Annotated in this window: 26 protein-coding genes and 1 tRNA gene; 9 read left to right on the top strand and 18 right to left on the bottom strand. The window is 65.7% G+C overall.

Translation table 11 applies throughout. From position 1 onward, the window contains the following. Positions 1-83: 83 nt before the first annotated feature. From ABIE21_RS18235 to ABIE21_RS18215, 5 genes are all read right to left on the bottom strand, one after another. Positions 84-2921: a helix-turn-helix transcriptional regulator gene (locus tag ABIE21_RS18235; RefSeq protein ID WP_354026280.1), complete on the bottom strand. Its 2838-nt coding sequence runs from the start codon at positions 2919-2921 to the stop codon at positions 84-86. A gap of 185 nt (positions 2922-3106) precedes the next feature. Continuing rightward, positions 3107-3466, bottom strand: coding sequence for a UBP-type zinc finger domain-containing protein (locus ABIE21_RS18230; protein WP_354026279.1), 360 nt, complete (start codon positions 3464-3466; stop codon positions 3107-3109). Positions 3467-3531: 65 nt separating this feature from the next. After that, positions 3532-4494 (bottom strand): alpha/beta hydrolase, encoded by a 963-nt coding sequence (locus tag ABIE21_RS18225; RefSeq protein ID WP_354026278.1) that lies wholly within the window; start codon positions 4492-4494, stop codon positions 3532-3534. 37 nt (positions 4495-4531) lie between these two features. Next, on the bottom strand, positions 4532-5248 hold the full coding sequence (locus ABIE21_RS18220) for an alpha/beta fold hydrolase (RefSeq protein WP_354026277.1): 717 nt from the start codon (positions 5246-5248) through the stop codon (positions 4532-4534). Between the two features lie 251 nt (positions 5249-5499). Then, complete coding sequence (locus tag ABIE21_RS18215) at positions 5500-6723, bottom strand: helix-turn-helix domain-containing protein (protein ID WP_354026276.1); 1224 nt, start codon at positions 6721-6723, stop codon at positions 5500-5502. A 153-nt stretch (positions 6724-6876) separates the two neighbouring features. On the opposite strand from ABIE21_RS18215, the gene ABIE21_RS18210 reads away from it, so the two are divergent. The 5 genes from ABIE21_RS18210 to ABIE21_RS18190 all read left to right on the top strand — a co-directional run bounded on the left by ABIE21_RS18210 (position 6877) and on the right by ABIE21_RS18190 (position 11537). Further along, complete coding sequence (locus ABIE21_RS18210; RefSeq protein ID WP_354026275.1) at positions 6877-7437, top strand: MmyB family transcriptional regulator; 561 nt, start codon at positions 6877-6879, stop codon at positions 7435-7437. Between the two features lie 187 nt (positions 7438-7624). Then, positions 7625-9076, top strand: coding sequence for a class II fumarate hydratase (gene fumC, locus ABIE21_RS18205; protein ID WP_354026274.1), 1452 nt, complete (start codon positions 7625-7627; stop codon positions 9074-9076). Then, a complete protein-coding gene (locus ABIE21_RS18200; protein ID WP_354026273.1) occupies positions 9076-10359 on the top strand; it encodes a threonine/serine ThrE exporter family protein in 1284 nt (427 codons plus the stop codon). The genes fumC and ABIE21_RS18200 overlap by 1 nt, the downstream gene beginning before the upstream one ends. Further along, a complete protein-coding gene (locus tag ABIE21_RS18195; protein WP_354026272.1) occupies positions 10352-11068 on the top strand; it encodes a YoaK family protein in 717 nt (238 codons plus the stop codon). The genes ABIE21_RS18200 and ABIE21_RS18195 overlap by 8 nt, the downstream gene beginning before the upstream one ends. Positions 11069-11084: 16 nt before the next feature. After that, positions 11085-11537, top strand: coding sequence for a lipocalin-like domain-containing protein (locus ABIE21_RS18190; RefSeq protein ID WP_354026271.1), 453 nt, complete (start codon positions 11085-11087; stop codon positions 11535-11537). Between the two features lie 205 nt (positions 11538-11742). Here ABIE21_RS18190 and ABIE21_RS18185 read toward each other — a convergent pair whose 3' ends face one another. From ABIE21_RS18185 to ABIE21_RS18170, 4 genes are all read right to left on the bottom strand, one after another. Further along, entirely contained in the window at positions 11743-12102 is a 360-nt protein-coding gene (locus ABIE21_RS18185) for an acetolactate decarboxylase (protein ID WP_354026270.1), read from the bottom strand. Then, entirely contained in the window at positions 12099-13754 is a 1656-nt protein-coding gene (locus tag ABIE21_RS18180; protein ID WP_354026301.1) for an MFS transporter, read from the bottom strand. Before ABIE21_RS18180 ends, ABIE21_RS18185 begins: the two co-directional genes overlap by 4 nt. Positions 13755-13760: 6 nt before the next feature. After that, positions 13761-13898 (bottom strand): hypothetical protein, encoded by a 138-nt coding sequence (locus ABIE21_RS18175; protein WP_354026269.1) that lies wholly within the window; start codon positions 13896-13898, stop codon positions 13761-13763. A gap of 68 nt (positions 13899-13966) precedes the next feature. Continuing rightward, the gene (locus tag ABIE21_RS18170; protein ID WP_354026268.1) at positions 13967-14467 is read right to left on the bottom strand and encodes a MaoC family dehydratase; all 501 of its coding nucleotides are present in this window, start codon (positions 14465-14467) and stop codon (positions 13967-13969) included. A gap of 300 nt (positions 14468-14767) precedes the next feature. Between ABIE21_RS18170 and ABIE21_RS18165 the strand changes: the two genes are divergently transcribed. Next, positions 14768-15475: a hypothetical protein gene (locus ABIE21_RS18165; protein WP_354026267.1), complete on the top strand. Its 708-nt coding sequence runs from the start codon at positions 14768-14770 to the stop codon at positions 15473-15475. A 69-nt stretch (positions 15476-15544) separates the two neighbouring features. Here the strand turns inward: ABIE21_RS18165 and ABIE21_RS18160 are convergent, their stop codons facing one another. Together ABIE21_RS18160 and ABIE21_RS18155 are read right to left on the bottom strand one after the other, a co-directional pair. Continuing rightward, positions 15545-16528, bottom strand: coding sequence for a zinc-binding dehydrogenase (locus tag ABIE21_RS18160; protein WP_354026266.1), 984 nt, complete (start codon positions 16526-16528; stop codon positions 15545-15547). Next, positions 16525-16968, bottom strand: coding sequence for a MarR family winged helix-turn-helix transcriptional regulator (locus tag ABIE21_RS18155; protein ID WP_354026265.1), 444 nt, complete (start codon positions 16966-16968; stop codon positions 16525-16527). Before ABIE21_RS18155 ends, ABIE21_RS18160 begins: the two co-directional genes overlap by 4 nt. Before the next feature lie 155 nt (positions 16969-17123). Here ABIE21_RS18155 and ABIE21_RS18150 point away from each other — a divergent pair, with 155 nt between their 5' ends. After that, complete coding sequence (locus ABIE21_RS18150; RefSeq protein WP_354026264.1) at positions 17124-17723, top strand: isochorismatase family cysteine hydrolase; 600 nt, start codon at positions 17124-17126, stop codon at positions 17721-17723. 312 nt (positions 17724-18035) lie between these two features. Here the strand turns inward: ABIE21_RS18150 and ABIE21_RS18145 are convergent. The 5 genes from ABIE21_RS18145 to ABIE21_RS18125 all read right to left on the bottom strand — a co-directional run bounded on the left by ABIE21_RS18145 (position 18036) and on the right by ABIE21_RS18125 (position 22634). Next, positions 18036-18107 (bottom strand) — tRNA-Gln (locus tag ABIE21_RS18145). Positions 18108-18174: 67 nt separating this feature from the next. Beyond that, positions 18175-19020, bottom strand: a complete 846-nt coding sequence (locus tag ABIE21_RS18140) for an NAD(P)/FAD-dependent oxidoreductase (protein WP_436232363.1) — start codon at positions 19018-19020, stop codon at positions 18175-18177. A 92-nt stretch (positions 19021-19112) separates the two neighbouring features. Then, on the bottom strand, positions 19113-20588 hold the full coding sequence (gene gltX / locus ABIE21_RS18135) for a glutamate--tRNA ligase (RefSeq protein ID WP_354026262.1): 1476 nt from the start codon (positions 20586-20588) through the stop codon (positions 19113-19115). A gap of 49 nt (positions 20589-20637) precedes the next feature. Further along, complete coding sequence (locus tag ABIE21_RS18130) at positions 20638-21870, bottom strand: MFS transporter (protein ID WP_354026261.1); 1233 nt, start codon at positions 21868-21870, stop codon at positions 20638-20640. After that, positions 21867-22634 (bottom strand): fumarylacetoacetate hydrolase family protein, encoded by a 768-nt coding sequence (locus ABIE21_RS18125; RefSeq protein WP_354026260.1) that lies wholly within the window; start codon positions 22632-22634, stop codon positions 21867-21869. Before ABIE21_RS18125 ends, ABIE21_RS18130 begins: the two co-directional genes overlap by 4 nt. A gap of 66 nt (positions 22635-22700) precedes the next feature. Between ABIE21_RS18125 and ABIE21_RS18120 the strand changes: the two genes are divergently transcribed. After that, entirely contained in the window at positions 22701-23711 is a 1011-nt protein-coding gene (locus tag ABIE21_RS18120; RefSeq protein ID WP_354026259.1) for an aldo/keto reductase family protein, read from the top strand. 34 nt (positions 23712-23745) lie between these two features. Here the strand turns inward: ABIE21_RS18120 and ABIE21_RS18115 are convergent, their stop codons facing one another. After that, entirely contained in the window at positions 23746-24858 is a 1113-nt protein-coding gene (locus ABIE21_RS18115) for a branched-chain amino acid aminotransferase (protein WP_354026258.1), read from the bottom strand. Positions 24859-24884: 26 nt separating this feature from the next. Then, entirely contained in the window at positions 24885-25940 is a 1056-nt protein-coding gene (locus tag ABIE21_RS18110) for a 3-isopropylmalate dehydrogenase (protein WP_354026257.1), read from the bottom strand. 113 nt (positions 25941-26053) lie between these two features. Here ABIE21_RS18110 and ABIE21_RS18105 point away from each other — a divergent pair, with 113 nt between their 5' ends. Continuing rightward, entirely contained in the window at positions 26054-26311 is a 258-nt protein-coding gene (locus tag ABIE21_RS18105; RefSeq protein ID WP_354026256.1) for a DUF6458 family protein, read from the top strand. Positions 26312-26356: the final 45 nt, after the last annotated feature.

The raw sequence follows: 26356 nt of genomic DNA, 5'->3' as shown, positions 1-26356 counted from the left end.
CTCCGTGTCTCAGAATGTGCCAACGGGCGTCCGAAGTAATCCCTCGCCCGTCGACCCTTTATCCCCTGTTTGGGAGTTTCCGTCTATCCCGCCCGTCTGGCCACACGCTCGACCAACGCCCGACGCGTCGAGATGCCCCACTTCTCGTAGATGTGCCGGACATGCGACAGCACGGTGTGCTGCGATAGCGAGAGGTCTGAGGCGATCTGCTTTGTCGTCGAGCCGCTAGCGAGACGCTCGGCGACTTGCAGTTCCCGGGCGCTCAGCATGCCGGAATGCTGCTCTGATGCTTTCGCCCGTCGCCGGACACCCAGCCCGCGCAGATGGCGCAGGACACGATTGGCATCCCGCACGGCGCCATGCTTCTCCAGGATGTCGGCGGCTTCGTTCCACGACTGCTCTTGGCCACCGGTTTCGGCTTTCATTTCCGCGAGCCCGAGGTCCTCGAGGGCCAAGGCGAGCGCCAACGGCCTTTCCGTCGTGCGCAGCAGTTCCACGGCCACCCGCATCTCGTCGACACTGTCGCTGAGCAGCGCCCTGATGTGAGCGTCGATTCCCTTCACGAGAGCGTTCTCCGGATTGGTCTCCGCGCGGAAGCGCGACACTGCAGCCAGTCTCTCTAGACGCTCGGTGGCTCCGGCTTTGTGCCACATCCGCGCCAATAGTGCGTCATCGGCGGTGTCCGCAGGAGTCATGAGCGACGGTGTGGGGACCTCCAGCGTCTCGTAGGCGCCTGCGGTCCACGTCATCACGGACTCGGTGTCTCCGTCGGCGTCGGCGGTGAGAGCCAACAGCCAAGACCCTGTCAGGCGGAGCGCGGCGCTGTCAGCCATTGCGCGGACCTTTCCCGACTGCGCCTGACACGCCGCATAGTCGCCTTCGAGCAACGCCACCCGGTAGAGGACGACGCCGGCGGTCGCCTGGGCGAAGTCGCCGAGGTCGAGATCCGCGGCCATGGTCATGACGGTTTCGGCCTGAGCTCTTGCCTCTTCGAGATCGCCCAGGTCGAACAGTGTCCGGCACTTGACCATGGTCCAGAAGGCCAAGGCGATCGCGCTGCGGGTGCGCTGCGTCTCTTCAATCCGACCTTCGGTGATGCGGAGCGCTTCCCGGCCCTCTCCGGCGGCGTTCGCCAGGAATGCCGGCCACAGTCCCTCAGGTAGCCACTGCGCTGCTTCGAACCCGGGAAGCCTGCTCATGCTGGCTACCGCGGTTCCGATCAGGCGAGACGCATCGGCCCAACGGTGCTCATAGAAGCGAAGTACGGATTCAGTGGCATCGACCGTGGCCAACGCGGCGACATCGCCGGCGATCTGTGCTGCGACACGCGCTTCGACGACCGATTCGCCCAGCCGCGTGTAGTCTCCGATATTGGCCAGATTGAGGGTCTTCACCGCAAGCAGCTGCGCTCGGACGCCGAGAGGGACGCCATCCATAGCCAAAGCCTCGTCGGCCGTTGCGATCGCCGCGGCGAATGACGATTCGGTTTCGAGGCGTGCGATGGCCAGTTGGGTTCGGGCTCGATCCGCCGGTGAGAGCACAGTTTTCAGTCCGTGAGCAAGAGTCTTGGCAGCGTCTACACGGCCTCCCACCCAGAGCACCGGGATCAGGTCGGCGATAAGTCCGTATTGATCCGGCGAGGAGGCGAGTTCGACAGCCCTGTTGGCGAGGCCTGCCGCCCCGGTCGCGTCGACTGGGGCGAGTTGCAGGGCGGCGTCGTGGAGCAAGTCGACAGCTGCGGTGTCACCGCGTTCTGCGGAGTCGGCGACCGAGGCCGCGACTGCGAGCAGGGGTTCGCCGGAGCGCAAACGGATGTCGGCGGCACGGCGACGAAGGTGTGTCCTGATCGCGGGTCGGAGCATCAATTCCGCTGTTTCCCTGATGGCGTCGTGTCGGAACTTCAGTGGCGATCCGTTGACCAGGATGTCGGCTTGGATGGCAAGGTCGATGCCGTCTATGAGTTCGCTCGTGGACTCGCCCAGCAGTTCGGCGAGGTTGGAGACGGAGAAGTTTCGGCCGAGGATCGACGCCACCTGCACCAGATGACCTGCACGACGCGGCAGCCGGACGATCCGCTCTCGAATAGAGGCACCGAATCGTTCCGGAATCTGCGCATCCCGCACGGCCGCTACATCGTCGTCAACGGTGACGAGGTTCTCTTCGACGAGCCCTTGGACGAGTTCGCTGACCAGCAGCGGCAGATTCTCAGCACGGCGCAGCGTCGCCTCGAGCCCCGCATCGGGCACCCCTCCGAGTAGATCGGTGGCCATGTCGACTGTGGCGTCGTCCGACAGCGACTCGATCTCGATGACTGACCCTTCGGTCGCCCATTCCGACAATGCCGCTCTGACGTTCTCGTCGTGCTCGCCGGTGCGGGCGGCGAAAGCCCACAGAATCGGGAGGTCGCCCATGCTGCTCACCAAGGAACGGAGAATCGCGATGGACGCGGCGTCCGCCCACTGTAGGTCGTCGACGATGAAGACGAAGCTGTTTTCTTGCGCCGCTGCCTCGACAGCGTTTCGATACATCTGGATGAACCAGTATCGCGAATCGGGGCTCGTCGCAAGCGCTGCGACATCTGCGGCAGTCAGCAGAGGAGGCTCGGCCGCAAGCGCTGCGTCGATAAGAACCGCGGTCGGTACGAGGTGCGATTCGGGGTCGGGAACCGCAACCACCGCGCGCCATCCGGAGCGCGAAGTCGAGGTGAGAATCTCGCCGAGGAGGCGGGTCTTTCCAGACCCTGCGACTCCCCGCAGCAAGACGATCCGGGACTCGCCGGAGTCCACGTCGGAGATCGCGGCGGCGATGACTTCCGCCTCAGCGGAACGACCCCGAAGCGGGAAACGGAAGCGGTCGCTGCCGACGAGCGTTTTCCGGTCAAGGCCCTGGACTCGGCCGGCTGTAGCGGAGATGTTGTTCATCGGGTGCGGCTCCGGTCGTTCGAAGCAGCGGGGCGGTAGTTGATGATCACGACGCTCCTCTGCATTGTGTTTCGTATGCCGGGCGAGCGGCGTGCGCGTTCGGGTTCCATCATGTCAAATCTCCCTGCCTCGCAATGGTCAAGTCCGTCGACTGCGACGTCATCCGTCCCGCTGCGAGGTCGCGTTTATCTGCCGATCGCAGCACGTTCGAGTTGCTGTTGCCAGTCAGCGGGCACACGCTCGGACGGGCCCGGGACCGTCTGTTCTTCCGGGTGACTGGTCGGCGGCAGGAGCCGGGTACCGAGAATCGCCGAGCCGGTTCGCCAGTTGTAGAACCAGTCTTCCCCGGGCTCAAAGCTCTGAATCACCGCGTGGCCGCTGAGTTCGAAGTGTGCTCGAGCGTGCCGGTTGAGCGAATCGTCGCAGCATCCGATATGTCCGCATGCCGCACAGCGTCGGAGATGCAGCCACCAGCTGCCGGTCGCCTCGCACTCGAGGCAACCAGTTCCGGTCGGCGGTACGGTCGGGTCTATATCGGCGCTCATTGTGCTCTTCCGTTCGGGAGGCCGGACGGTCCTCGAGGTGGAGGACCGTCCGACGGGTCGGCCTGTTAGCCGTGCAGGGCGGCGGTCAGGAATGCGATCGCTTGGGCGATGGCAGCCTTCGAGGCGTTCGTGTCGTGCAGCGCGTTGAGCATCACGAAGTCGTGGATGGTCGCTGCATACCGCACCTGGGTGACGTCGACGCCGGCAGCGCGCAGCTTGCCTGCGAATGCTTCGCCTTCGTCTCGGAGAACGTCGTCCTCGCCGTTGATGACCAAGGCACGAGGAAGACCGGTGAGCTGTTCGATCTCTGCGCGAAGCGGGGAAACCGTGATGAGCGCGCGTTCTTCTTCATTCGTCGTGTACTGGTCCCAGAACCACTTCATGCCTTCGAGGGTCAGGTAGTAGCCGACGGCGTAGTCCTTGTACGACTGGGTGTCGAACGAGGCGTTGGTCACCGGGTAGAAGAGCAACTGGGCGACGAAGGACACGTCCTTGCGCTCTTTAGCGAGGAGGGTCAGCGCGATCGCCATGTTGCCGCCGACGGAGTCGCCCGAGATCGCGATCGTCGAGCTGTCGAGGCCCTTCTCGCTGCCTGACTTGGTGATCCACTGGGCTGCCGCGTACGACTGCTCGATCGCGACCGGGTAGCGCACATCAGGCGACCTGTCGTACTCCGGGAAGACGACCGCCGCGTTTGCGCCGATCGCTAGGTCGCGAACGAGACGGTCATGTGTGTGAGCGTCACCGAACACCCATCCTGCGCCGTGCACGTACAGGATCACCGGGAGGGTTTCGGTGGTGCCCTTGGGCTTGACGATACGCAGCTTCACCTTGCCGGTGGGGCCGCCGTCAATCGTGATCCACTCGTCGTCGACGTCGGGCTTGTCGATTGGCGAGTCCTGCACGCCGTCGACGGCCTTGCGGCCCTCCTCGGGAGTCAGGGTCCAGAGGAACGGGGGAACGGAGGTGGCGTCGACGAACTCCTGCGCCGCCTTTTCGAGCGAGACGTTGAGCGGGTTGCCTGTCATGGTCGTTGTCCTTTCTAGATCAGTGGGCGATCGGCGCTTAGCCGAGGTCCGCGATGGCGTCGGTGATGAACTTGGCGACCTCGGTGGGGTTGGTCTGCATGACCAGGTGCGGGGCGTCGATCTCGATGACCGTCTTGAGTCCGGCGCGCTTGTAGCCGAAACGCTCGACCTCGGGGTTGATGGTGTGGTCGGCGCTGGAGACGATGCCCCAGCCGGGCTTCGTCTTCCAAGCGGCGACGGAGGCCGGCTCGCCGAAGGCGATGGCCGAGAGCGGGCGCTGCGACACGGCGAACACTCGCGCGTCTTCTTCGGCCACTCCCGCGGCGAATACGGCGGGGAACGCGTCGATCTTCACCGAGACGTCAGTTCCGGGGTCGGCACCTTCGACGGGGTAGGGAGCGTAGACGAGGTTTGCGGCGAGGTCGGAGTCGGGGAAGCCGCCCTGCAGCTGGCCGAGGCTTTCGCCTTCGTCGAGTGCGTAGGCCGATACGTAGACGAGTCCGACGACGTTCTCGGCGACACCGGCGACGGTGATGACGGCGCCACCGTAGGAGTGGCCGGCGAGGATGACCGGTCCGTCGATCTGCTCGACGAACGACTTGATGTAGGCGGCGTCAGCGACGAGGCTGCGGTTGAACACGGGCGGGACGAAGACGGTGTGGCCGGTTTCGAGCAGGCGCAGCGTGACGGGCGCCCAGCTGCTGGCATCGGCGAATGCACCGTGGACGAGGACGATGGTGGGTTCTTTAGACATGGTCTCTTCTTTTCTGTTCGAAGGGTGAAGCGGTTGATGAATAGAGTGCCGCGACGCGTGTCTGCCGTTGTAAGACGCTCGTCAAGTCCTCACACGACGTTCGTTTAGTCGGACGACTAGACAAATGTCGAAACGTCGATCCCGCACCCGCGCGCCCTGAAATCAGCGCCTGAAGTGACAGCGCTGAGCGCCATCCCGGCCTTCTACGGCACACGATGAGAGGGATGCCTCACGGCCGAGCGCTCGCGCGATCAGATGCGCCCGGTGGATTCCCAGAGTCGGACGAGCTTCAAACACATGTGGAGTGCGCTGCGCTGCGCGCCGTCGTCGAGAGCTTCTTTCACGGCCTCAGGCATGCGGTCCAGACGGTAGTAGAGCGTTGCCCGATGGATGTGCAGCTGTTCGCAGACTGCCGTGACGTGGCATGCGCCGTCGAGATACGCCTCGATGGTCTGCCGTTGGACATCGTCCCCTTCGGCGCAGAGGACGAAGGCTGCGGGAGAGAAGACCTGCAGATAGGAGCGATCGCCGATGACGGAGGCGAGAAGCGCCCAGACGCCGAGGGAGCTGATGTCGCCGACGCCGCCGAGTTGGGGAACGGCAGCGACGATGCCAGCGGCCATTTCGGCCTGGTCTGCCGTCTCGTGCAGATCGGGCGCGATCCTGTTGTGGCGGGCGGTCCCGATCGCGTTCACCGCGATCGACCTAGTTTCCGCTTCTGCTCTGATAAACGCTTGGGTATCAACCGTGTCACTGCTGCGTCCGACGAAAAGCAGGAGGTCTTTACGCTCTCCGATGTAGGCGATCGAGCTCTTCCGCGACGCCGACAGCTGCCGGGCGAAGGAGAGCCGATCGAGAGCTCCGACTTCGATCGGTATGTCCACTGCGTAGACCACCGTTTGTTCTCCGCGCTCGAGCCTTCGACGCGCAATCGCCTCGTCGAAGGCGTGCCGACGTTCGGCCGTGTCAGATGACAGAAGCGCGCCCATGATGTCGTCGCTGGTGCCGGGTTCGCGTTCGCTGTCTTTGGGCCCGAGCAGCTTGCGAGTCACCGAGACGGCCGCATCGATAGCGGCATAGTCGTCACCTCGCAGCGGCGGAAGGTTTTCGACGATCAGCCAGAACGTGGCGAGGTGTTCGCGGCCGTCACGCACAGGGACCGCGAGCCTGTCTAAACCTCCGAGATGGTTGAGCGCGACGGTCACTGGTTGGTGGGCGTCGTTGAGTTTGATGCTCTCGAAGTACTGTTTCTGCTCGGCCGGGGCTTCTCGTTGGATGACGTTCATCGCCCGCATGTGGTCGATGTCTTTGCCTTGGCTGCTCGCGGCGATCAGACGATGACTGGGGTCGCCGATGAGCACAGAACGCCCCAGCGTTCTGGCGAGCTCGTCGACTACCTCTTGGAAATTTATCATCGTGGTCGACGGTAGATCGAACGTGAACCAGCTGGGTAACAACGCCAGTGATACCTTCACTTCATTTTCGTGGCGGAGAGGGCGAGAATTAGACATTTGTCTAACCAGCATTGAACGACGATAGGAGGAAAGCAGTGTCGAAGGTGTCTACTGTCGGAATCAGCAGACGCCCAGAAGTTCGTTCCTCTGCGATTACCGAAGGAGAGACGGCGAATGATGAACTTCAGTGGTCGCGATGACCGGACCCCGACATACATGGAGTCGGGGATGGTGTCGGGCGAGGGCGTCGTTGAGTTCTTGCATTCTTGGGATGGCGTCGCGGCCACCCTGATCGACCGGCATTTGAACGTTTCCGGATCGAGTCGGCTGGCAGAGGCTCTCTTCCCCAGTTTGCGGATGGGCACGAACCTCGCGCGAGAGATGTTTCTGGAAGTGATCCCCAGACGCGCTTACGCCAGCGCGGAGGACCTCAGCTACCAGGTCGTGGCAGCGCTTCACGCGTCCCTGGCGTGGCACGAGGACGACGCGGAGTTCGAGAAGATCGTCGGCGAACTCTCGGCGATGAGCCGCGCATTCTCGACGGCATGGGCGGCAGACCGGCAACAACTCCGTCCGCACGGAGTTTTGCAGGCCACACACCAGTCAGCAGGCGAGCTCACGATCAGATACCAGCTCCTCGAACTTGCCGGCGGATCGAACGCGATTCTCATCGTCTGGCGGGGCGCAGATCCCGAATCGGAGCATGCTCTCAAGCAGCTGGTGCTCGCGAGTTAGCCACGTCGCGTCCAAGCCCCGCCAACGCTGGAGGGTGGTCCGGCACCTGCGAATCCGGGATCGCACGACGAATGTCTAGGCAGGACTGAACATCGGCTCAGTGCCGTCACTCCTTCGACTTCCTAGGTTCATGAGCACGAACGATCATCCGGTCGTTCGAAGTTCAGAACCAGCCATGGAGGTTGCAATGACCACGACTACACCGACCATCATCGACGTTCCCATCGGCATCGACGCCACAGGCGAGCGCACCGAATTCGACAGCATGGGCAATGTGGATGTACCGGCCGGTCGTTATTGGGGAGCGCAGACCCAGCGCTCGCTCATCCACTTCTCGATCGGCAACGACCACATGCCCATCGAGGTCTACCGCGCCTACGGCATCGTAAAGAAGGCTGCCGCGATCGTGAACCAGAAAGCGGGCCGCCTCGCGGACTGGAAGGCAAAGGCGATCGTGCAGGCCGCCGACGAGACCATCGCCGGCAAGCTGGATACCGAGTTCCCCCTGTTCGTCTGGCAGACGGGATCGGGCACGCAGAGCAACATGAACATCAACGAGGTGCTCTCCAACCGTGCCATCCAGCTGCTCGGCGGCGAGCTCGGTTCGCAAGAGCCCGTCGGCCCGAACGACGATGTGAACATGGGCCAGTCGAGCAACGACTCCTTTCCGACCGCGATGCACATCGCTGCGATCACCGAGATTGACGAGCGCCTGCTGCCCAGCCTGAAGGCACTTCACGCCGAGATCGCCAAGAAGTCGAAACTGTGGATGGACGTAGTGAAGATCGGCCGCACCCACCTCGAGGACGCCGTCCCACTGACCGTGGGCCAAGAATGGTCGGGCTACGCCGCCATGATCGAAGGGGTCATCCGCGAGATCGAGCACAGCCGTATGGGCCTGTTGAAGCTCGCTCTCGGAGGAACCGCAGTCGGCACCGGCCTCAACGCGCCCGAGGGATTCTCGATCAAGGTCGCCGAGGAGATCGCCGCGCTCACCGGAAAGGACTTCATCACGGCGCCGAACAAGTTTGAGGCGCAGGGGTCGCTCGACGCCATGGTGCGCGCCCACGCCGCTCTCCGCGGAGCCGCCGTGTCGCTGATGAAGATCGCCAACGACATGCGGTGGCTTGCCTCCGGTCCGCGCACTGGATTCGCCGAACTTCTGCTCCCCGCCAACGAGCCGGGTTCGTCGATCATGCCCGGCAAGGTCAACCCCACCCAGTGCGAGGCGATCGTGATGATTGCCATCCAGGTCATCGGGGATGACACGGCCGTCGCGTTCGCCGGATCGCAAGGCAACTTCGAACTCAACGCGATGCGCCCGATCATCATCAACAACTACCTGCACTCGGCGCGCATCCTCGGCGACGGCGTCGCGAAGTTCCTCGAGTTCTCAGTCAAGGGAACCGAGCTCAACAAGGACAAGATCGCCCAGTACGTCGGCGACAGCGTCATGCTCGTCACCGCCCTCAGCCCCGTGATCGGCTACCAGAACTCCGCGCACATCGCCGAAGACGCCATCGCCAAGGGAACCACGCTGCGAGAGGCTGCGCTGGCCTTGGGCAAGGTCACCGCAGAGCAGTTCGACAAGATCGTCAACCCGCTCGACATGGTCGGCACCGGGGTCGGCGGCGCCTGATGACGACCACCGACCCCATCGTCGACGCGCGGGTGACCGAAGGCTCTGACCAAGCCCTCGTCGCCCGCGCGGCGGCGCTCCTGCACGCCAACGGCGAATCGACGGGAGTCACCCTCGACGCCGTCGACCGCCTCAACCGCGCCCTCGCCACCGACTTTCAACTCGTCCCCACCTGGACATCGATCAGTGTGCTCGACCAGGGCCGCGACCCGCTCACAGTCGTCGCACCGCCCGAAGGCGTGGCCATGCGGGCCGTCGCGATAGCGATGCGGGCCATCGACAAGATCGGCGAGAAGAACTCCAACCGGTCGGAATTGGCGGCCGAGCTGGACCGGGCGTCCAAAGCCGGCCAGTCCCCACTCTGGTTGTTCGTACTCGCCTGCGCCACCGGCACCGCAGCCCTTTCGACCATCTTCGGCGCGGACGACGCAACCGCAGTCCTGCTTATCGCGTTCAGCGGCGCGCTTGGCGGCCTCATCCGTCGGCTGCTCGGCAAAGCCCACATCGGATCGATCGGGCAGGTCTTCGCCGCCGCGTTCCTGGCCGGAATCATCGGGGGCATCGCCGTGAACGCCGACCTCAGCACCTCGCTGCGGTTGATCGCCGTGTGTCCGGCGATGATCTTGGTACCGGGACCCCACATCCTCAACGGCCTGCTCGACCTGTTCGCCCTACGGATCTCCCTCGGGTTCGCCCGTCTCGGCTACGCCGCGGTGCTCGTGCTCTCCATCGGAGCAGGACTCGCCCTCGCGCTCGCGGTCTTCGGCACGGACCTGCCCGTCGAGCCTGCCGGAAGGACCATCCCGCTGTGGCTCGACGTGGTCGCTGCCGCGGTAGCGGCCGCGTCCTATCCGATCTACTTCGCGATACCTTACCGGCTGATTGTCTGGCCGATCGCGGTCGGTGCAATCGCACACGGTCTCCGCACTTGGGTGATGAACGACCTCGGCTGGAACGTCGCGGTCGGCGCCACGGTCGCCTGCCTGGTTGTCGGAATCGTGCTGGCGCCGGTATCCCACCGTCTTCACATACCGTTCGCCGCCGTCTCCTTCGCAGCTGTAGTCGCCCTGATCCCCGGCGTCTACCTGTTCCGGGCAATCGACACCCTGGGCGAGCTGCAGTTCGGCGGCACCGAGTCGAGCCTGCTCGGAGCCATCTCCGACGGGACGACCGCCGCGCTGATCGTGGCTGGGATGGCCGTCGGCTTGGCGCTCCCCAAGTACCTCTACCAACAGATCGTCTCACACAGATCGTCTCACACCGGGAGAAGACAGCATGACTAACGCCAGCCTCATCGGAACTGAGTCGAGAGCCGACGTGAAGCTCCCGGGGGTGCTCGCCCTGCTCGCCGGCATCACCGACGTCACCAGCTGGATCCTCCTCGGCGGCCTGTTCACCGCGCACATCACCGGCAACCTCGTGCTCGTCGCAGCAGACGTCGTCACCGGCACCCGACCCCACCTCGCCGTTGTCCTCGCCCTGCCGGTCTTCGTCGTGACGGTCGTCGCCGCCACTGCCGTCGCGAGAAGACTTGCGGGCAGGGACGGCCGGATGCAACGGCTGCTGCTGGGCGCCCAAGCGTTGCTGCTCGCGGCTGCGGCAGTTCTGTCGTTCACCGGCACGGCGTCGGCAAGCCCGGAGGGCGGCTTGGCTCTCGCGATCGGATTGTGCGCGGTCTGCGCGATGGCGACCCAGAACGCCTACCTACATCTCGCCTTCCCGCACGCGCCGACGACTTCGGTCATGACCGGAAACCTGGCCGTCGCGACCATCGCGGTCTTCGACCTGATCGCCTCGCGCGGGAAGTCAGCGACGGCTCTGACGCATTGGAGAGACACGTGGCCGCTCCTCGCGGGCTTCATCGGAGGGTGTCTGGTCGGAGCGCTGGCGTCGACGTTGTTCGGAGATCATGCAGCTGTTGTCCCGGCCACGTTAGCCGTCGCCGTATTCGTCGGTATCGCCGTCAAGAACTACCAGACCTCCCATGCTTAGCGAAAGAGGAACGACCATGAGCCGAAAGATCAGCCGAGGCGCCATCATCGGGTCATGGCGGCTCCTCAGCGCCGTGCAGCATTTCGACGACGGAACGAAGGTCGCAGAGTTCGGACCCAACGCCTGCGGGTACCTCTTCTACACGGCGGATGGAACGGTAAGTGCAGTGCTCGGCGCGTCCGACCGCCCTGTGGTCTCAGCGTTGGATCCTCAGGACGCTACCCCCGACGAGTACGCCAGTTCGGCCCGCACCTTCGTCGCCTACGCCGGCACCTATCTGCTCGATGAGGAATCCGGCGAGGTGTTGCACAACATCGAACTCTCGCTCTACCCGAACTGGCAAGGACAGAGCCAACTACGGGTACTACAACTAGACGGAGACACCGTGAACATCATCGCGTCGCCGCGAATCGCGTCCGACGGCCGGGCGTTCCACTCCGAGCTCCGCTGGCGCCGAGTAGCCCGCTGATTACGGCCACGACGACCTCGGTGCCGTAAGCGCGCGTCTATTCGGGCAGATCGCTCCGGCAGGGTTTCGCGGGTTGGAGACGCATCGCGCGAGGTCTTGCGGTAGCGGTCGGGAGTGACGGTAACAGTTCTGGCTCAGCGCAGTCGCTCTTTCATCATCGCCGGGATGCTCCATCTCCCCAGCCTCGGGGAGCACCGCGCAGAGGCTAATCCCGAGCCTGAACCTGGGTGATTCCGGCGAGTTCGGCACGCCCGTGGAGTACTTCGAAATCCAAGACCCGACCGCCGCTCTGACGCCGCTCGTCCACGAAATGCAGACGCAGGGCATTCGATCCGTCGCCCTCTACGTCGACGTTCGGGAATCCGACGATGGTGCCCATGATGTCCGAGAACTGCCGAGTCTGCGGTCGAGCTGCGGGATCAGCTGCGACATGGACTGAGGCCGGCGGAACGCCAACCGCTGTTCCGGCCGGAACCGGGTGACCGCCGCGCTGCGTGCCCGATTCGGCGGCCGGTTCGGCTTCGGGCGCGTGACCTGTATGCGGTCGCCTGAGTAGGAGGGTCATGTCCCGGGCTCCGCGGGCGCTGCTGGATCGATCTGAGTGAGGTGACGCACTTCCGGCCGGGCACTGGCGAGTGCCCTGGCTTTCTCGAGCTCGACTTGGTCGAACCCTGTCGTCCGATCGTCGTGCTGGCTGAGATGCTCGCGCCACGACCCCACCGAGAACGCCTCGATGACTGTGTGCGTGTCTTCGCGGTCGTCATAGAGTTCCCATCGTCGCGCGCCGGTGCGCCTACGGGTCTGGCGCACGACCTGCATCTGCGCGACGAACGCGGCGCGATTCGCAGGCTCCACCGTGTATCGGATCAGTACGAGTGTCTCGGCGGTGTCGCTGATCGGCAACGGCGGGACGTCGTCGACAGGCGGCACGTCGGTCAATGGGATGGTCACGAGAGAACGTTCCTTGTCCGCGGTGGACAGCAGCGGCCAGAAGATTTGGCTCGCCGCGACGACGATGACGAGCACTCCCGCCCCGACACTGGTCTGCACCACGCCCGTGGCCTGAGCGAATACTCCGACGATCGCCGAACCGCCTGCTGTGCTGCCGAAGAGGACGAGCTGGTAGACAGACAAGCCGCGGGACCGCACCCAGGCAGGCAGGAACGCCTGCACCGAGCCGTTCAGCGACGCGATGACCGCGATCCAGCCAACGCCGCCGAACACCAGCGCGGCCAGCGTGAGCCAGAGCGACTGCGAGACGGCCGACACGACGATGACGATGCCGAACATGGCCGATGCGAGCATGACGGTCACGTTGGAGCCGAGTTTCTCGCGGGCCCTGGGAATGACGAACGCCCCGCCGACCGATCCAATGCCGACTGCGGCGAGCAGCAAGCCGTATCCGTTCGAGTCCAGTCCGAGCTGTTGCGAGGCGATCAGCGGCAGGAGCGCCCAGAGTGCGGAGGCGGGAACGATGAAGAGCGCCAAGCGCACCATCGTCCGGCGCACGACCCCGGCGTTCCAGACGTAGCGCAGTCCCGCCCGGGTCGCTTCGAGGAACGGTTCGGGACGGCGTACAGGCGGCTTGTACCCGCGCCAGGCGATCAGCACCACGAGGAACACGGCGAACGAAAGGGCGTTGAGGGCGAAGACGAACGGGATGCCGAGGGAGGCCACGACGAGGCCGGCGATCGCCGGCCCGATGGAACGGGCGATGTTGACGCCGATGGAGCTCAGGGCCGCGGCACTGGGGATGAGAGGTCGGGACACGATTTCCGGAACGAGCGCCTGATAGGCGGGGCCTTGAATGGCAGAGCCCGCGCCGAGCAGGAAGGTGAACGCGAGCAGCAGCCACGGCGTCATCCCGCCGATCCACGTCACGAAACTGAGGATCACGCCGATCGTGACTAAGGAGGACTGCACGACGATGAGCAGTTTGCGCCGGTTGACGAATTCCCCCAGAACGCCCGAGGGGATGCCCAGGATGAGGAACGGAGCGGCGGAGGCTGTCTGGATCAGCGCGACGAGAGCAGCGTCGCTGTGGCTTTCGACGAGGAACCATTGGGCGCCTACCGTCTGCATCCATCCGCCGATACTGCTGATCAGCGAGGCGGTCCATAGCGCCCGGAAGAGCTTCACCTTCAGGGGAGCGAAAGCTCCGACATTCGGGGTGGACGGTGCCGCCGGGGTTGCGGGAGAAACGGTCGTTTCAGTCATCATTGCCTAACTGGCGATCTTGTGGGCGATGTTTGTCGTTGTGAGGTCGAGGACATCGTCGGCCCCGACCCGGACCACGGTTCGTTCCTCGTGGAGGATGAAGTCCAAGGTGTGTTCCACGGTGATCGTGCGCACGAGGGTCACGTGATCGCTGGTAGTCCCTGCCGCGGGTACGCCGATAACCGTCATGGCCTGGTCCGGTCGGTCGACGGCTAGGCGGTCAGCTTCAGCGTGTACTGGTGCTCGCCACGGAGCACCACCTCGCCGCGCTGGTTATGGACGGTTACCGAGGTGGTGACGATGCCTTTGCCGTCTTTCGACTCGAGTTCGACGATGACCAGCTGCGAGTACAAGGTGTCTCCGCTGTGCACTTCGCCGGTGAACTCGACCGACAGGCCGGTGAAGGCGATGAAGACTTCGCCGATGATGTGCGGGAAGAGTGTCGCGCCGGGTGCGGTGAACGCGAGCACCTGCAGCCCGTGGACGACTGGGGCGCTGTGTCCGTGGGCCTTTGCCCAGACGGCGTCGTAGTGCACGGGATGGTTGTCGGCCGACACCGTCTGGAACGCCGAGCTGTGCGCGTCGGTGAGGGTGCGGCTGGGCGCCCGGAAGGTGTCGCCGACGACGAGGTCCTCGAAGGTCTTGTGTTGGACGATGGCGAAGTCGAGCGGGTCGAAGTCCGTGTTGGGGGTGGGGAGGTCAAGCGAGGTCATTTCGATACTCCATTACTTTCGGGCGGTGGACCGCGACAGAACCCAGGACCGCGGCACCCGACGGGGGAACCTGGTGCCGCGGAACGAGGCAGAGCGGCGTGATCTTCCGGCAGCTTTCAGGTCCCGTCCGATCGGTGGGATCAGCGTATGAGCGCGCCAGCCGGGAGGCGGTAGACGGCCGTCGAGCGTTGACTCGACAAATGTCCAGCACTTCGCCGCCCGCTTCCAAGTCGAATAGAGGAATCAAGATGGGCTTGCTCCGGCAAGTACCCTCAGCGGCCAGAGTCGGAAGGAGAAACCGTGGCGAATGGGAACCCGCTGCCGCGCCTTCCACACGCGTGGCAGGCAGCTGACGAGCTGGCGGACAGGCCGACCGCCTTCTACAATGCCCTTCTCACCGAGCACTTCGTCCTCGAATCCGCGCGCGGCATCACCGTCAGCGAGTCCTCGAGCAGGGCCTCCCTGTACCTTATGACCCTCTCGAGCTCGCTGGTCGCCTTCGGGTTCCTCGCGCAGACACCGATCGCGTTCGGCTTCCTCGGAGTCATCATCCCGGTCGTCTTCCTCCTCGGGATCTTCACCTACGAGCGGCTGGTTGAGACGTCTCTCGAAGACGTTGTCGCCCTCGCGTCTATCCAGCGCATCCGACGGTTCTATTCGACGCTGCTGCCGGGAGCCGACGAGTACTTCCCACGACCCGTCGAGGGGAGGGCGCCGAACGAACTGCTCGAGATAGGACGGAACGATTCGTGGCGCAACATCTTCTTCACGACGTCGACCGCAGTCGCCGTCGTGAATTCGATCGTCGCCGGCGCCGGAATCGCGCTCGCCTTAGACGTATTGGCATTCACAGGCCAGCAGGCGATCCTCACCGGCGTTGTCACCGCGGCGGTGATGTCCGTGCTCCACGGTGTTTACCAACGTCACCGCTACACGATCGTGAAGCGCCTCATATACACGCAAGATGCGGTGACTTTGCTGCGCTCAGCAGGTGACAACGATGACTGAGTCCATCATGACCGGAGGTACGGTGACGCCAGTGCTGAGTGTATTTATTCGAGATGTTGTCGAACTCGATCATCGGGCGAGCACGACGATCTTGCCGCCCGCTGTGCCGCTCTCCATGAGGGCGTGCGCCTGCACGATCTCGTCGAGCGTGAACGTGCGGCCGATCGGCACACGCGCATGGCCGGCGGCGACGGCGTCGACGAACCCCTGCAGCTCCGCCTGCGTCAAGTCGCTGGCCTCGCCCGAGTATGCGGTGAGGCGCACTCCGTTGGGCAGCCAGTCCATCGGGTAGAACTCGGAGATCGTCCACTGATCGGAGAGCATGCCGGTGAAGCACACGGTGCCGCCGGTGCGCACGGCGCGCAAAGTGTCGCGCATGACGTTGACGCCGACGAGTTCGACGGCGCCGTCGACGCCACCGGGCACGAGTTCGCGCACTCGGGCTGCGACCTCGCCCGAGTCTATGACGACGTGGGTGGCGCCCGCGGATTCGAGCAACCCGGCACTCGCCGGGTTGCGGGTCGTCGATATGACCGTCATTCCCCTCATCGAGCCCAGCGTCGCCAGGGCGAGACCGATCGAGGATGTGCCGCCCCGGATGAGGAGGCTCTGACCGTCGACGGCTTCGAGCCCGACTCGGAGCGAGCCTGCGGCGGTCTGCAGCATCTCAGGGACTCCCCCGAGCACGTCCCAGTCGAGCGAACTGGTGAACGGCAGCACGATGCCGGCGGGCACGGAGACGTATTCGGCGTAGCCGCCGTCGAACTCACGTCCCATGCCGCCCATCATCGCCGCGACCTTCGTGCCCACGGGAAACTCGCCGCCGGGCGCCTCGCCCACGGTGCCGACGGCTTCGATGCCGGGGATCCTCGGGAAGCTGCCGGTCGAGGCGACGCCGGAACGGAAGTGCAACTCGGAACGGTTCAACCCGAATGCCTCGACGCGGATGAGCACCCATCCCGGCGCGGGAACGGGAATCGGCACATCATTCACCTGCAGCACCTCGGGGCCGCCGGGCTGCTCGATTACGACCGCCCGCATCGTCGCGGTCACTTCGCCACCTCCACGCGCGACTGCGCCCTGAGCGAGACCAGATCGCCAAGGAGACGCCCCGCATCGTCATCGGACAGCACACCGCCCAACTCCTCGCGGAGATGACTCTCAGCCGCGTCATCCGCGATATTCAAGGCGGATGCGCCCTTGGAGGTCAGTGAGACGATCGACGAGCGGCGGTCGGTCGGATGCGCGCTGCGCAGGGCGAGACCGTCGCGCTCGAGCCGGTCGACGACCTTGCTCGTCGCGCCGACCGTGATCGCCATGCGCTGCGAGATGTCCTGCACCCGGGCCTGGCCAGAGTTCGCCCGGATGGCGTCGAGCGCCTGGAACTGCGGCAACGTGATGCCCGCAGTCGCCACCAGGTGGGCGTCGAGCCCGTTCCAGAGTTCGATCTCTACCCGCACCAATTCGGTGAACATGTCGGTGAAACGCGCCATCAGTTCCTCTGCTTTCTATTCAGTCGTGTCCGAGCTATGTAGGGCTCAACCCACACCGTCGAATTCCTATTCCCGGGAATATACTTCCCGCAAAGATAGTTGCCATCAAGGAATCCCGCAATCGGAGAATCGGAACAACGAAGAGAGATCTGAACATGACCACCACCCCCACATCTGCGGTCATCGTGATCGACATGCAGAACGACACCGTTCATCCCGAAGGCGCCTACGCCAGCTTCGGCGCGGCCGAGCACGCTAAGGCGCAGAACGTGATCGACAACGTCGGCACTCTGCTCGACGCGGCACGCGCGAGCGCGACGCCCGTGTTCTACAGCCGCATCGTCGTCTACCCGGTGCCCGGACTCGGCGGCGACAACGCCCCGATCTTCCAGATGCTCGCCCCCGACACCTTCAAGTTCGACAGCTGGGGCGCGGCCATCGTCGACGAACTCGCCCCGAAGGCAGGCGACGTCGTTCTCGACCGCACCCGCATGAGCGTCTTCAACGGCACCGAGATCAACACGCTGCTGCGCAACCTCGGCGTCACCGATCTGATCGTCGTCGGCGCCTGGACGAACATGGCCGTCGAGCACACCATCCGCGACGCCGCCGACCACGGCTACACCGTCAAGATCGTCGAAGACGCCACCTCGAGCCTAAGCGCGGAGTGGCAGCACGCCGCCGTCAGCTTCGCTCTGACGAACATCGCGGCGAACGTCGACACGGCGACGGCGTCCGCTTCACTCGCCAAGTAGGCATCTAGACCCGAGGCCGCTGGCCGCCTCGTCACTGCGGAAGCTGGCGAGGCGCGGCCCATAGGCCGTGACAGGTCCGTCCAGAGCGCTTCGGGCCCTCGGCGACACCTGGGTGACAGCGAGGGTGTCCCCAGCTCAACTCGAACCAAGAACCGCGCTCAGCTCGGCGCTTCAGCACTGAGTCGCGGAGAGACACCGCACTACCTACGCGCTAATCACGACATCTTGTTGCGAATATGGCCAAAAGTGCCAAACACAAGCATCAAAATGCATGAAGCTAACAGAAAATCCCCGCCTGAGCGGGGGCTACAGCTGGGGTACCTGGACTCGAACCAAGAACAAAAGAATCAGAATCTTCCGTGTTGCCAATTACACCATACCCCACAGTCCCAAACCGAAGCTCGGGCCGACGGTCTACTTTAGCCCATACCCGGCCAGAGTAAAAACCGAGTCAGATCAGCATGTCTCGATTGAGCGCCGCAGCCACCTTCGCGCCTGCCCCGGCCGCCACGATGAGCTGCTGCGGGCCGGGCGCCGTCGAGTCGCCCGCGGCGTAGACACCGGGGACACTGGTGCGTCCGCCGCCGTCGACCACGAGGTAGCCGTCTGCGTCGAACTCGAGGCCGAGTTCAGACACGTAGGCGAGGTTCGGGGCGTAGACGGGTCGCACGAACACGGCCGCCCGCGGCACGGTCTCGCCGTCGGCGAGCGCGACCCCGGTGATGCCGGAACGGTCCCCCGCGACATCCGCCAGCTCGCGCCGTTCGACGCGGATGCCCCGCTCCCCCAGCATCGCCTCGTCTTCGGGCGTCACGACACCCACGCCGTTGGTGAAGACGATCAGGTCGCGGCTCCACTGCGAGAGCACGAGTGCCCGCGCGGCGAGGTCGTCGGTCTCGCCGATGAGGGCGATCGGCTGGTCGGCGTACTCGTAGGCGTCGCATTCGACGCAGCTGTGGGCGCTCGTGCCGTAGAACTGGCGCAGGCTGGGCAGCGCCGGGAACTTCTCGGTGAGCCCCGTGCTGATGACGATGGTGCTGGTGGTGACGACGGATGCGCCATAGGCCACCGCGAAACCGCCGTCGATGCGCGTCACATTGCTCACGACCGCCTTCGCGAACGACGCCTCGGGGTAGGCCTCGAGCTCTTCGCGTCCGAGACGGCGTAGCTCGAGCGGCGAGATGCCGTCGCGGCTGACGTACCCGTGCGAGGCGAACGTCGCGGCGTTGCGCGGACGGTTGCTGTCGAGCACGAGGGTCGAACGACGGGCGCGCACCAGGTTGAGGGCGGCGCTCAGGCCGGCGGGGCCGGCGCCGACGACGACGACCTCGCGCTCGAGGGCCGCAGCACCCTCGAGGCTCGCAGAGCTCTCGAGGCCGCCCTCGAGGGTCACAGCCGGGCCCGCAGCTTCGCGAGACGGAACAGGCTGGAGTCCTTGCCCAGCAGCTCCATCGACTCGAACAGCGGCGGGCTGATGCGACGCCCGGAGATCGCGGAGCGCAGCGGCCCGAAGGCGACGCGCGGCTTGAGCTCGAGTCGCTCGATCAGGGCGACGCGCAGCGCGGCCTCGATGTGGTCGTGGTCCCATTTCAGCACGTGGCCGAGCGCCTCGATCGAGGCGTCCAGCACGACGTCGGCGCCGTCCTTCGGCATCGCGTCGGCCTCGACCTCGATGGCGTCGTCGTCGGTGAACAGGAAGCCGAGGAGGCCATGGGCCTCGCCGAGAAGTTGCATGCGTTCCTGCACGAGCGGCGTCGCGAGACGCAGCAGCTCGTGCTGCTCGGGCGTCGAGACGAGACCGTCGAGGTAGGGCACGAGGCGGTCGGCGAGGTCGTCGACCGTAAGCAGACGGATGTGGTCGCCGTTGAGCGACTCGGCCTTCTTGAGGTCGAAGCGCGCGGGGTTCGGATTCACGTCGACGACGTCGAACGCCGCGACCATCTCGTCGCTCGAGAACACGTCGCGGTCGTGCGACAGCGACCAGCCGAGCAGCGACAGGTAGTTCAGCAGCCCCTCGGGGATGAAGCCCCGCTCGCGGTGGTGGAACAGGTTCGACTCGGGGTCGCGCTTCGAGAGCTTCTTGTTGTTCTCGCCCATCACGTAGGGCAGGTGGCCGAAGCGCGGGATGAACTCGGTCACCCCGACCTCGATGAGTGCGGTGTAGAGGGCGATCTGGCGCGGGGTGCTCGACAGGAGGTCCTCGCCGCGCAGCACGTGCGTGATGCCCATCAACGCGTCATCCACGGGGTTCACGAACGTGTACAGCGGGGCGCCGTTGGGGCGCACGACGACGAAGTCGGTGAACGACCCGGCGGGGAAGGTGATCTCGCCGCGCACCAGGTCGTCGAAGCTCAGGTCGGTGTCGGGAACCCTGAGGCGCAGCGCCGGGCTGCGTCCCTCGGCCCTGCATGCGGCGATCTGCTCTGCGCCGAGGTCGCGCTCGAAGTTGTCGTAGCCCTGCTTGGGGTCGCGACCGGCGGCGACGTTGCGTGCCTCGATCTCCTCGCCGGTGGCGAAGCTCTCGTAGAGGTGTCCGCTGGCCTTGAGCTTCTCGATCACACCGAGGTAGATGTCGGTGCGCAGCGACTGCCGGTACGGCTCGTGCGGGCCGCCGGTCTCCACGCCCTCGTCCCAGTCGAGGTTCAGCCAGCGCAGCGCGTCGAGCAGCTGGAGATAGCTCTCCTCGCTGTCGCGGGCCGCGTCGGTGTCCTCGATGCGGAACACGAGCTTGCCGCCGGTGTGGCGGGCGTAGGCCCAGTTGAAGAGGGCGGTGCGGATGAGACCGACATGGGGGGTGCCGGTTGGCGACGGGCAGAACCGCACGCGAACATCGGCACCGGCAGCGGTGGAGAAGGGAGCAGACATTGCCTGTAATCCTATCGGCAGCGGATGCGCCGGCGGGCGGGGGTCTGCCTCACGCGGGCAGCGGCCGCGCGCCGTTGTACAGCCGCGCGGTCAGTCCGAGCACGACGGCCACCAGCACGCTGGCGACCACCGCGAGCCCGGAGTAGCCGAAGAGCACGAGCACGGGTCCGGCGAGCGCTCCGCCGAGCGCGCCCGCGCTGTTCATGGCGAGGTCGCTGCGGCCCTGGATCACCGCCCGGCGGTCGGCCCCGACCGACTCCGCGACGAGGGCCGAGCCGGCGACGGTCGACGCGCTCCAGCCGAGCCCGAGCAGGATCAGGCCGACGACGGCGCCCTGCTCGCTCTCCGCGCCGAGCGCGACGGTGGCGAGCGCTGCGACGAAGATGCCCTGTCCGATAAGGATGACCTGGATGCGGCCGATGCGGTCGGCGAGGGAACCGAAGACCGGCGACAGCGCGAACATGCCCGCGATGTGCAGGCTGATAACGAGGCCGATGATGGTGATGGATGCCCCGTGGCTGCTCAGGTGCACGGGAGTCATCGACATCACCGACACCATCACCGCGTGGCTGATGGCCGTAGCGGCGATCCCGTAGGTGGCGTACCGGGGTCGGCCGAGCACCGGTGCCTGCGACGAGGGGCCGGCGGGCGCGGCATCCAGAGTCTGTCGCGTCAGCAGCGGGTCGGGACGCAGGCCGACGACGTAGACGACGGCGGCCGCGATCTGGGCGACGACGGTGAAGACGAACGAGCCGGCGAGCGGCGGAAGACCTATGGAGCTTCCCAGCAGCTCTCCCGGTCCGACGAGGTTCGGTCCGACGACCGCGCCGATCGATGTGGCCCACACGACGATGGACAGGTCGCGGGCCCGGTGCCTGTCGCCGGCGAGGTCGGTGGCGGCGAACCGCGACTGGAGTCCGACCGCGGCGCCGCTGCCGAGCATGGCGAGCCCGACGAGCAGGAGCACGAAGGAGGCGACGACGACGCTGACGATGGTGAGCACCGCGCCGAGGGCGGCGACGAGCGCCCCCACCGTGAGGGCGACGCGGCGGCCGCGGCCGCGTGCCAGCCGCGCGAGCGGGATCGCCGCCGCTGCGGCGCCGAGGGTGCTCATCGTGGCGGCCATGCCGCTCCACGCCGGCGACCCGGAGAGCGATGCGGCGATTATCGCTCCGAGCGAGAGGCCGGCGCCGAGCCCGAGGCCGCCGAGCACCTGGCCGGTGCTGAGCAGAGCGACCGAGCGCCGCTGGATGGCGCGGAACTCGGGCTCGTCGAGGCTCACGACCGGGCGCGTGCCGGGTTGCTGAGCGTGCCGACTCCCTCGATCGTGATGTCGACGGTCTGGCCGGCGACGAAGCCGCCGAGGCCGCCCGGGGTTCCGGTCATGATGATGTCGCCGGGCAGCAGGGTCCACACGTCTGAGGCGAAGGCCACGATCTCGGCGACCGAGTGCAGCATCTGCGAGGTGTTGCCGTGGCGGCGCTGCTCGCCGTCGACGAAGGTCGTGATCTCGACGTTGCCGGGATCGAGCTCGGTCTCGATGACCGGGCCGATCGGGGCGAAGGTGTCATAGCCCTTGGCCCTCGCCCACTGGCCGTCGCTCACCATGAGGTCGCGCGCCGAGACGTCGTTTCCCACGGTGTATCCGAAGATGTAGTCGGCCGCGTTCTCGGCCTTCACCTGCTTGGCGATCTTGCCGATCACGATGACCAGCTCGCCCTCGTGCACGATCTTGCCGACGTTCGGCGGCAGCTGGATCGCGTCGCCGGGGCCGACGACGGCGGTGTTCGGCTTGAGGAACATCAGGGGCGTCGACGGTCCGACGTCGCCCATGTCGGCCTTGTGCTCGGCGTAGTTGAGCCCGATGCAGACGACCTTCGAGCGCGGGATCACCGGTGCGAGCAGGCGCACCTCGGCGAGCGGGATGCGCTCCTCGGTCGTGTCGAAGCCCGAGAACATCGGGTCGCCGGTCAGGACGACGATCTCGTCGCCGTCGACGATGCCGAACCTGGGGTCTCCACCGTTGCTGAAGCGCGCTATTTTCACGTTCTAACCCTAGGCCGGATGGCACGGCTCGGGTACTCCCCACCGCGCGGGTCTAGCGTTGACCACATGGAACATCGTTATCTCGGAAACAGCGGCCTCAAGGTCTCGGAAATCACCTACGGAAACTGGCTCACCCACGCCTCGCAAGTCGAGAACGAGGTGGCGACGAGCTGCGTGCACGCAGCCCTCGACGTCGGCATCAGCACGTTCGACACGGCGGACACCTACGCCAACACCGCCGCCGAGAAGGTTCTCGGCGACGCGCTCAAGGGCCAGCGGCGCGAGTCGCTGGAGATCTTCACCAAGGTCTACTTCCCGACCGGACCGAAGGGTCCGAACGACACCGGGCTCAGCCGCAAGCACATCCGCGAGTCGATCGACGCCTCGCTCGTGCGCCTCGGCATCGACTACGTCGACCTCTACCAGGCGCACCGGTTCGACTACGAGACCCCGCTCGAGGAGACGATGCAGGCGTTCGCGCAGGTTGTGAACCAGGGCAAGGCGCTGTACATCGGCGTCTCCGAGTGGTCGGCCGACCAGCTGCGCGCGGGCCACAAGCTCGCCACCGAGCTCGGCATCCAGCTCATCTCGAACCAGCCGCAGTACTCCGCGCTCTGGCGCGTCATCGAGCCCGAGGTCGTTCCGGCATCGCGCGAGCTCGGCATCAGCCAGATCGTCTGGTCGCCCGTCGCACAGGGAGTGCTCACCGGAAAGTACAAGCCCGGCGCCGAGCTGCCCGCCGGATCGAGGGCGACGGATGCCTCGGGCGGGGCCGACATGATCGGATCCTGGCTGCGCGACGAGGTGCTGACCGGCGTGCAGAAGCTCGAGCCGATCGCTGCCGAGAACGGTCTCACCATGGCGCAGCTCGCGCTGGCCTGGGTGCTGCAGAACGACAACGTCGCCTCGGCGATCATCGGCGCTTCACGCCCCGAGCAGGTCGTCGACAACGTGAAGGCGTCGGGCGTGACGCTGTCGTCGGAGACGCTCGCGGCCATCGACGCGGCCATCGGCGGAGTCGCGGAGAGCGACCCGTCGCTCACCGTGGGTCGCGCGCCGAAGCGCCGTCTGTCGTAACCCGGTAGACCGCGGGTCTGCCCGAGAGCTCGCGCTACGCGTCGAGCCGCATCATCCAGCCGTGCACGTCCTCGCGGCGGCCGTACTGGATGTCGGTCAGTTCCTCGCGCAGTGACAGCGTCAGGGGGCCGGCGGGCGCATCCGCGGAGCCGATCTCGAACTCGTCGCTCTTGACCAGCGCGATCGGCGTGACGACGGCGGCGGTGCCGCAGGCGAAGGCCTCGACGATCTCGCCGGAGGCAGCACCCTCGCGCCACTCGTCGAGCGTGACGCGGCGGCGTTCGACCTTCAGCCCGCGGTCTTCGGCCAGCTCGAGGATCGAGTCGCGCGTGATCCCCTCGAGGATCGAGTCGGACTGCGGGGTGACGAGCGTGCCGTCCTTGTAGACCAGCACGATGTTCATGCCGCCGAGCTCTTCGAGGTACTTGCCCTCTTCGCTGTCGAGGAAGAGCACCTGGTCGCAGCCGTTGTCGTAGGCCTCGGCCTGGGCGACGAGCGACGAGGCGTAATTGCCGCCGGTCTTGGCGGCGCCCGTTCCGCCCTTGCCTGCACGGGAGTACTTGGTCGACAGCCAGATCGAGATCGGCACGACGCCGCCGCCCGCGAAGTACGGGCCGGCGGGACTGGCGATCACGTAGTAGTTGACCTTCTCGGCCGGCCGCACGCCGAGAAACGCCTCCTTCGCGAACATGAACGGGCGCAGGTAGAGGCTCGTCTCGGGCGCCGACGGAACCCAGTCGCCGTCGACGGCGATGATCTCCTTGAGCGAGTCGATGAAGTACTCGGTCGGCAGCTCGGGCATCGCCATGCGACGGGCCGAGCGCTGCATGCGGGCCGCGTTGGCCTCGGGACGGAAGCTCCAGATCGAGCCGTCGGCGTGACGGTAGGCCTTGAGGCCCTCGAAGATCTCCTGCCCGTAGTGCAGCACGGCCGCGGCGGGGTCGAGCGCTATCGGGCCGTAGGGCTGCACGCGCGGACGGTGCCAGCTGCCCTTGGCCGACCAGCAGATGTCGACCATGTGGTCGGTGAAGTGCTTGCCGAAACCGGGGTCGGCGAGGATCTCCATCCGCTCCATCTCCGCCTTGGCCTCGGGGTTCTTGGAGCGGAGGAACTGCAGTGTCGTGGGTGCGAGGAGGTTCTTGATCATGCTGTTCCTAAGGTCGGTTCGGTGAGCTAATTCTTGTCGAGCGAGGCCGCGATGGCATCCCCGATGTGCGCGGTGCTGCGGAACTCGGTGCCCCTGGCCGCGAGGTCGGCGGAGACCGCTGCCGAGACGCGAGCCGAGGCATCCGTCTGTCCGAGGTGATCGAGCAGCAGCGCCACGGAGAGGATCGCGGCGGTGGGATCGGCTTTCTGCTGGCCGGCGATGTCGGGCGCGGATCCGTGCACCGGCTCGAACATGCTGGGGAACTCTCCGGTCGGGTTGATGTTGCCGGAGGCTGCCAGTCCGATTCCGCCGCTGATAGCGGCAGCAAGATCGGTGATGATGTCGCCGAAGAGGTTGTCCGTGACGATGGTGTCAAACCTACCCGGATTCGTGACCATGAATATAGTCACCGCGTCGATGTGCAGGTAGTCGACCGCGATATCGGGAAATTCGAGGGCGACGCGGTCGACGGTGCGCTGCCAGAGCGAGCCGGCGAAGACGAGCACGTTGGTCTTGTGCACGAGGGTGAGCTTCTTGGCCGGTCGGGATGCAGCGACGGCGAATCCGTGGCGCACGAGGCGTTCGACGCCGAAGGCCGTGTTGACCGAGACCTCGTTCGCGACCTCGCCCGGGGTGCCGACGCGGATCGCGCCGCCGTTGCCCACGTACGGGCCCTCTGTACCCTCGCGCACCACGACGAAGTCGACGACGCCGGGGGCGGCGAGCGGCGAGTCGATGCCGGGGAAGAGCGTCGTCGGCCGCAGGTTCACGTAGTGGTCGAGGGCGAAACGCAGTTTGAGCAGCAGGCCGCGCTCGATGATCCCGCCCTTGAGCCGTGCGTCGCGCGGGTCTCCCCCGACGGCGCCGAGCAGGATCGCGTCGTGCTTCTTCAGCTCGTCGAGGTCGGAGTCGTCGAGGATCTTGCCGGTCTCGAGAAAGTGACCCGCACCGAAGGGGAACTGCGTCGTCGCGAGCTCGACGTCGTCGCCGAGCGCCGCGCGCAGCACCTTGAGCGCTTCGGCGATGACTTCGGGTCCGATTCCGTCTCCGGGAATGACGGCGAGATTGAGGGCTGTGGGCATGTCTTTAGCGTACTGCCCGGCATGCCCGGCCACCCGGCGGCGGCCCGTATGCAGGATTGCGGACTCAAGTCAATGCCACCACCGCGGTACGACCAGTCGCTAATGTGATGCCCATGAGTATTGGAAGCGGAATCGCCCTGTTCGTCATCGGTGCTATCTTGGCCTTCGCCGTCAACGTGCAGCTGGACTGGATCGAACTGAGCACCATCGGCTACCTGCTGATGGGCGCAGGAGTCATCATCTTCATCATCGGAATCGTGCTGGCCGTACGCAAGCGCGAGTCGGTCACCACCGTTCGCTCGAACGTAGACCCGGCGAGCGGCGAGAGCGTGCAGCAGCGCTCTACCAAGTCCCCCAACGACCTCGTCTGAGCCAGACCCCCTAGCTCGTCGAGACGCACGGCCCGTCAACGTCGA

Origin of the sequence: Conyzicola nivalis (genome assembly GCF_040548875.1) — a bacterium.
GTDB lineage: Bacteria > Actinomycetota > Actinomycetes > Actinomycetales > Microbacteriaceae > Conyzicola > Conyzicola nivalis_A.
This window is presented reverse-complemented; position numbering and strand designations above follow the sequence as displayed.

What these genes read in the sequence shown, in the direction of transcription:
- ABIE21_RS18235 (WP_354026280.1), bottom strand. Translation starts at nt 2,921, where the DNA reads ATGAACAACATCTCCGCTACAGCCGGCCGAGTCCAGGGCCTTGACCGG.
- ABIE21_RS18230 (WP_354026279.1), bottom strand. Translation starts at nt 3,466, where the DNA reads ATGAGCGCCGATATAGACCCGACCGTACCGCCGACCGGAACTGGTTGC.
- ABIE21_RS18225 (WP_354026278.1), bottom strand. Translation starts at nt 4,494, where the DNA reads ATGACAGGCAACCCGCTCAACGTCTCGCTCGAAAAGGCGGCGCAGGAG.
- ABIE21_RS18220 (WP_354026277.1), bottom strand. Translation starts at nt 5,248, where the DNA reads ATGTCTAAAGAACCCACCATCGTCCTCGTCCACGGTGCATTCGCCGAT.
- ABIE21_RS18210 (WP_354026275.1), top strand. Translation starts at nt 6,877, where the DNA reads ATGATGAACTTCAGTGGTCGCGATGACCGGACCCCGACATACATGGAG.
- fumC (WP_354026274.1), top strand. Translation starts at nt 7,625, where the DNA reads ATGACCACGACTACACCGACCATCATCGACGTTCCCATCGGCATCGAC.
- ABIE21_RS18200 (WP_354026273.1), top strand. Translation starts at nt 9,076, where the DNA reads ATGACGACCACCGACCCCATCGTCGACGCGCGGGTGACCGAAGGCTCT.
- ABIE21_RS18195 (WP_354026272.1), top strand. Translation starts at nt 10,352, where the DNA reads ATGACTAACGCCAGCCTCATCGGAACTGAGTCGAGAGCCGACGTGAAG.
- ABIE21_RS18190 (WP_354026271.1), top strand. Translation starts at nt 11,085, where the DNA reads ATGAGCCGAAAGATCAGCCGAGGCGCCATCATCGGGTCATGGCGGCTC.
- ABIE21_RS18185 (WP_354026270.1), bottom strand. Translation starts at nt 12,102, where the DNA reads ATGACCCTCCTACTCAGGCGACCGCATACAGGTCACGCGCCCGAAGCC.
- ABIE21_RS18180 (WP_354026301.1), bottom strand. Translation starts at nt 13,754, where the DNA reads ATGACTGAAACGACCGTTTCTCCCGCAACCCCGGCGGCACCGTCCACC.
- ABIE21_RS18170 (WP_354026268.1), bottom strand. Translation starts at nt 14,467, where the DNA reads ATGACCTCGCTTGACCTCCCCACCCCCAACACGGACTTCGACCCGCTC.
- ABIE21_RS18155 (WP_354026265.1), bottom strand. Translation starts at nt 16,968, where the DNA reads ATGGCGCGTTTCACCGACATGTTCACCGAATTGGTGCGGGTAGAGATC.
- ABIE21_RS18150 (WP_354026264.1), top strand. Translation starts at nt 17,124, where the DNA reads ATGACCACCACCCCCACATCTGCGGTCATCGTGATCGACATGCAGAAC.
- gltX (WP_354026262.1), bottom strand. Translation starts at nt 20,588, where the DNA reads ATGTCTGCTCCCTTCTCCACCGCTGCCGGTGCCGATGTTCGCGTGCGG.
- ABIE21_RS18120 (WP_354026259.1), top strand. Translation starts at nt 22,701, where the DNA reads ATGGAACATCGTTATCTCGGAAACAGCGGCCTCAAGGTCTCGGAAATC.
- ABIE21_RS18115 (WP_354026258.1), bottom strand. Translation starts at nt 24,858, where the DNA reads ATGATCAAGAACCTCCTCGCACCCACGACACTGCAGTTCCTCCGCTCC.
- ABIE21_RS18110 (WP_354026257.1), bottom strand. Translation starts at nt 25,940, where the DNA reads ATGCCCACAGCCCTCAATCTCGCCGTCATTCCCGGAGACGGAATCGGA.
- ABIE21_RS18105 (WP_354026256.1), top strand. Translation starts at nt 26,054, where the DNA reads ATGAGTATTGGAAGCGGAATCGCCCTGTTCGTCATCGGTGCTATCTTG.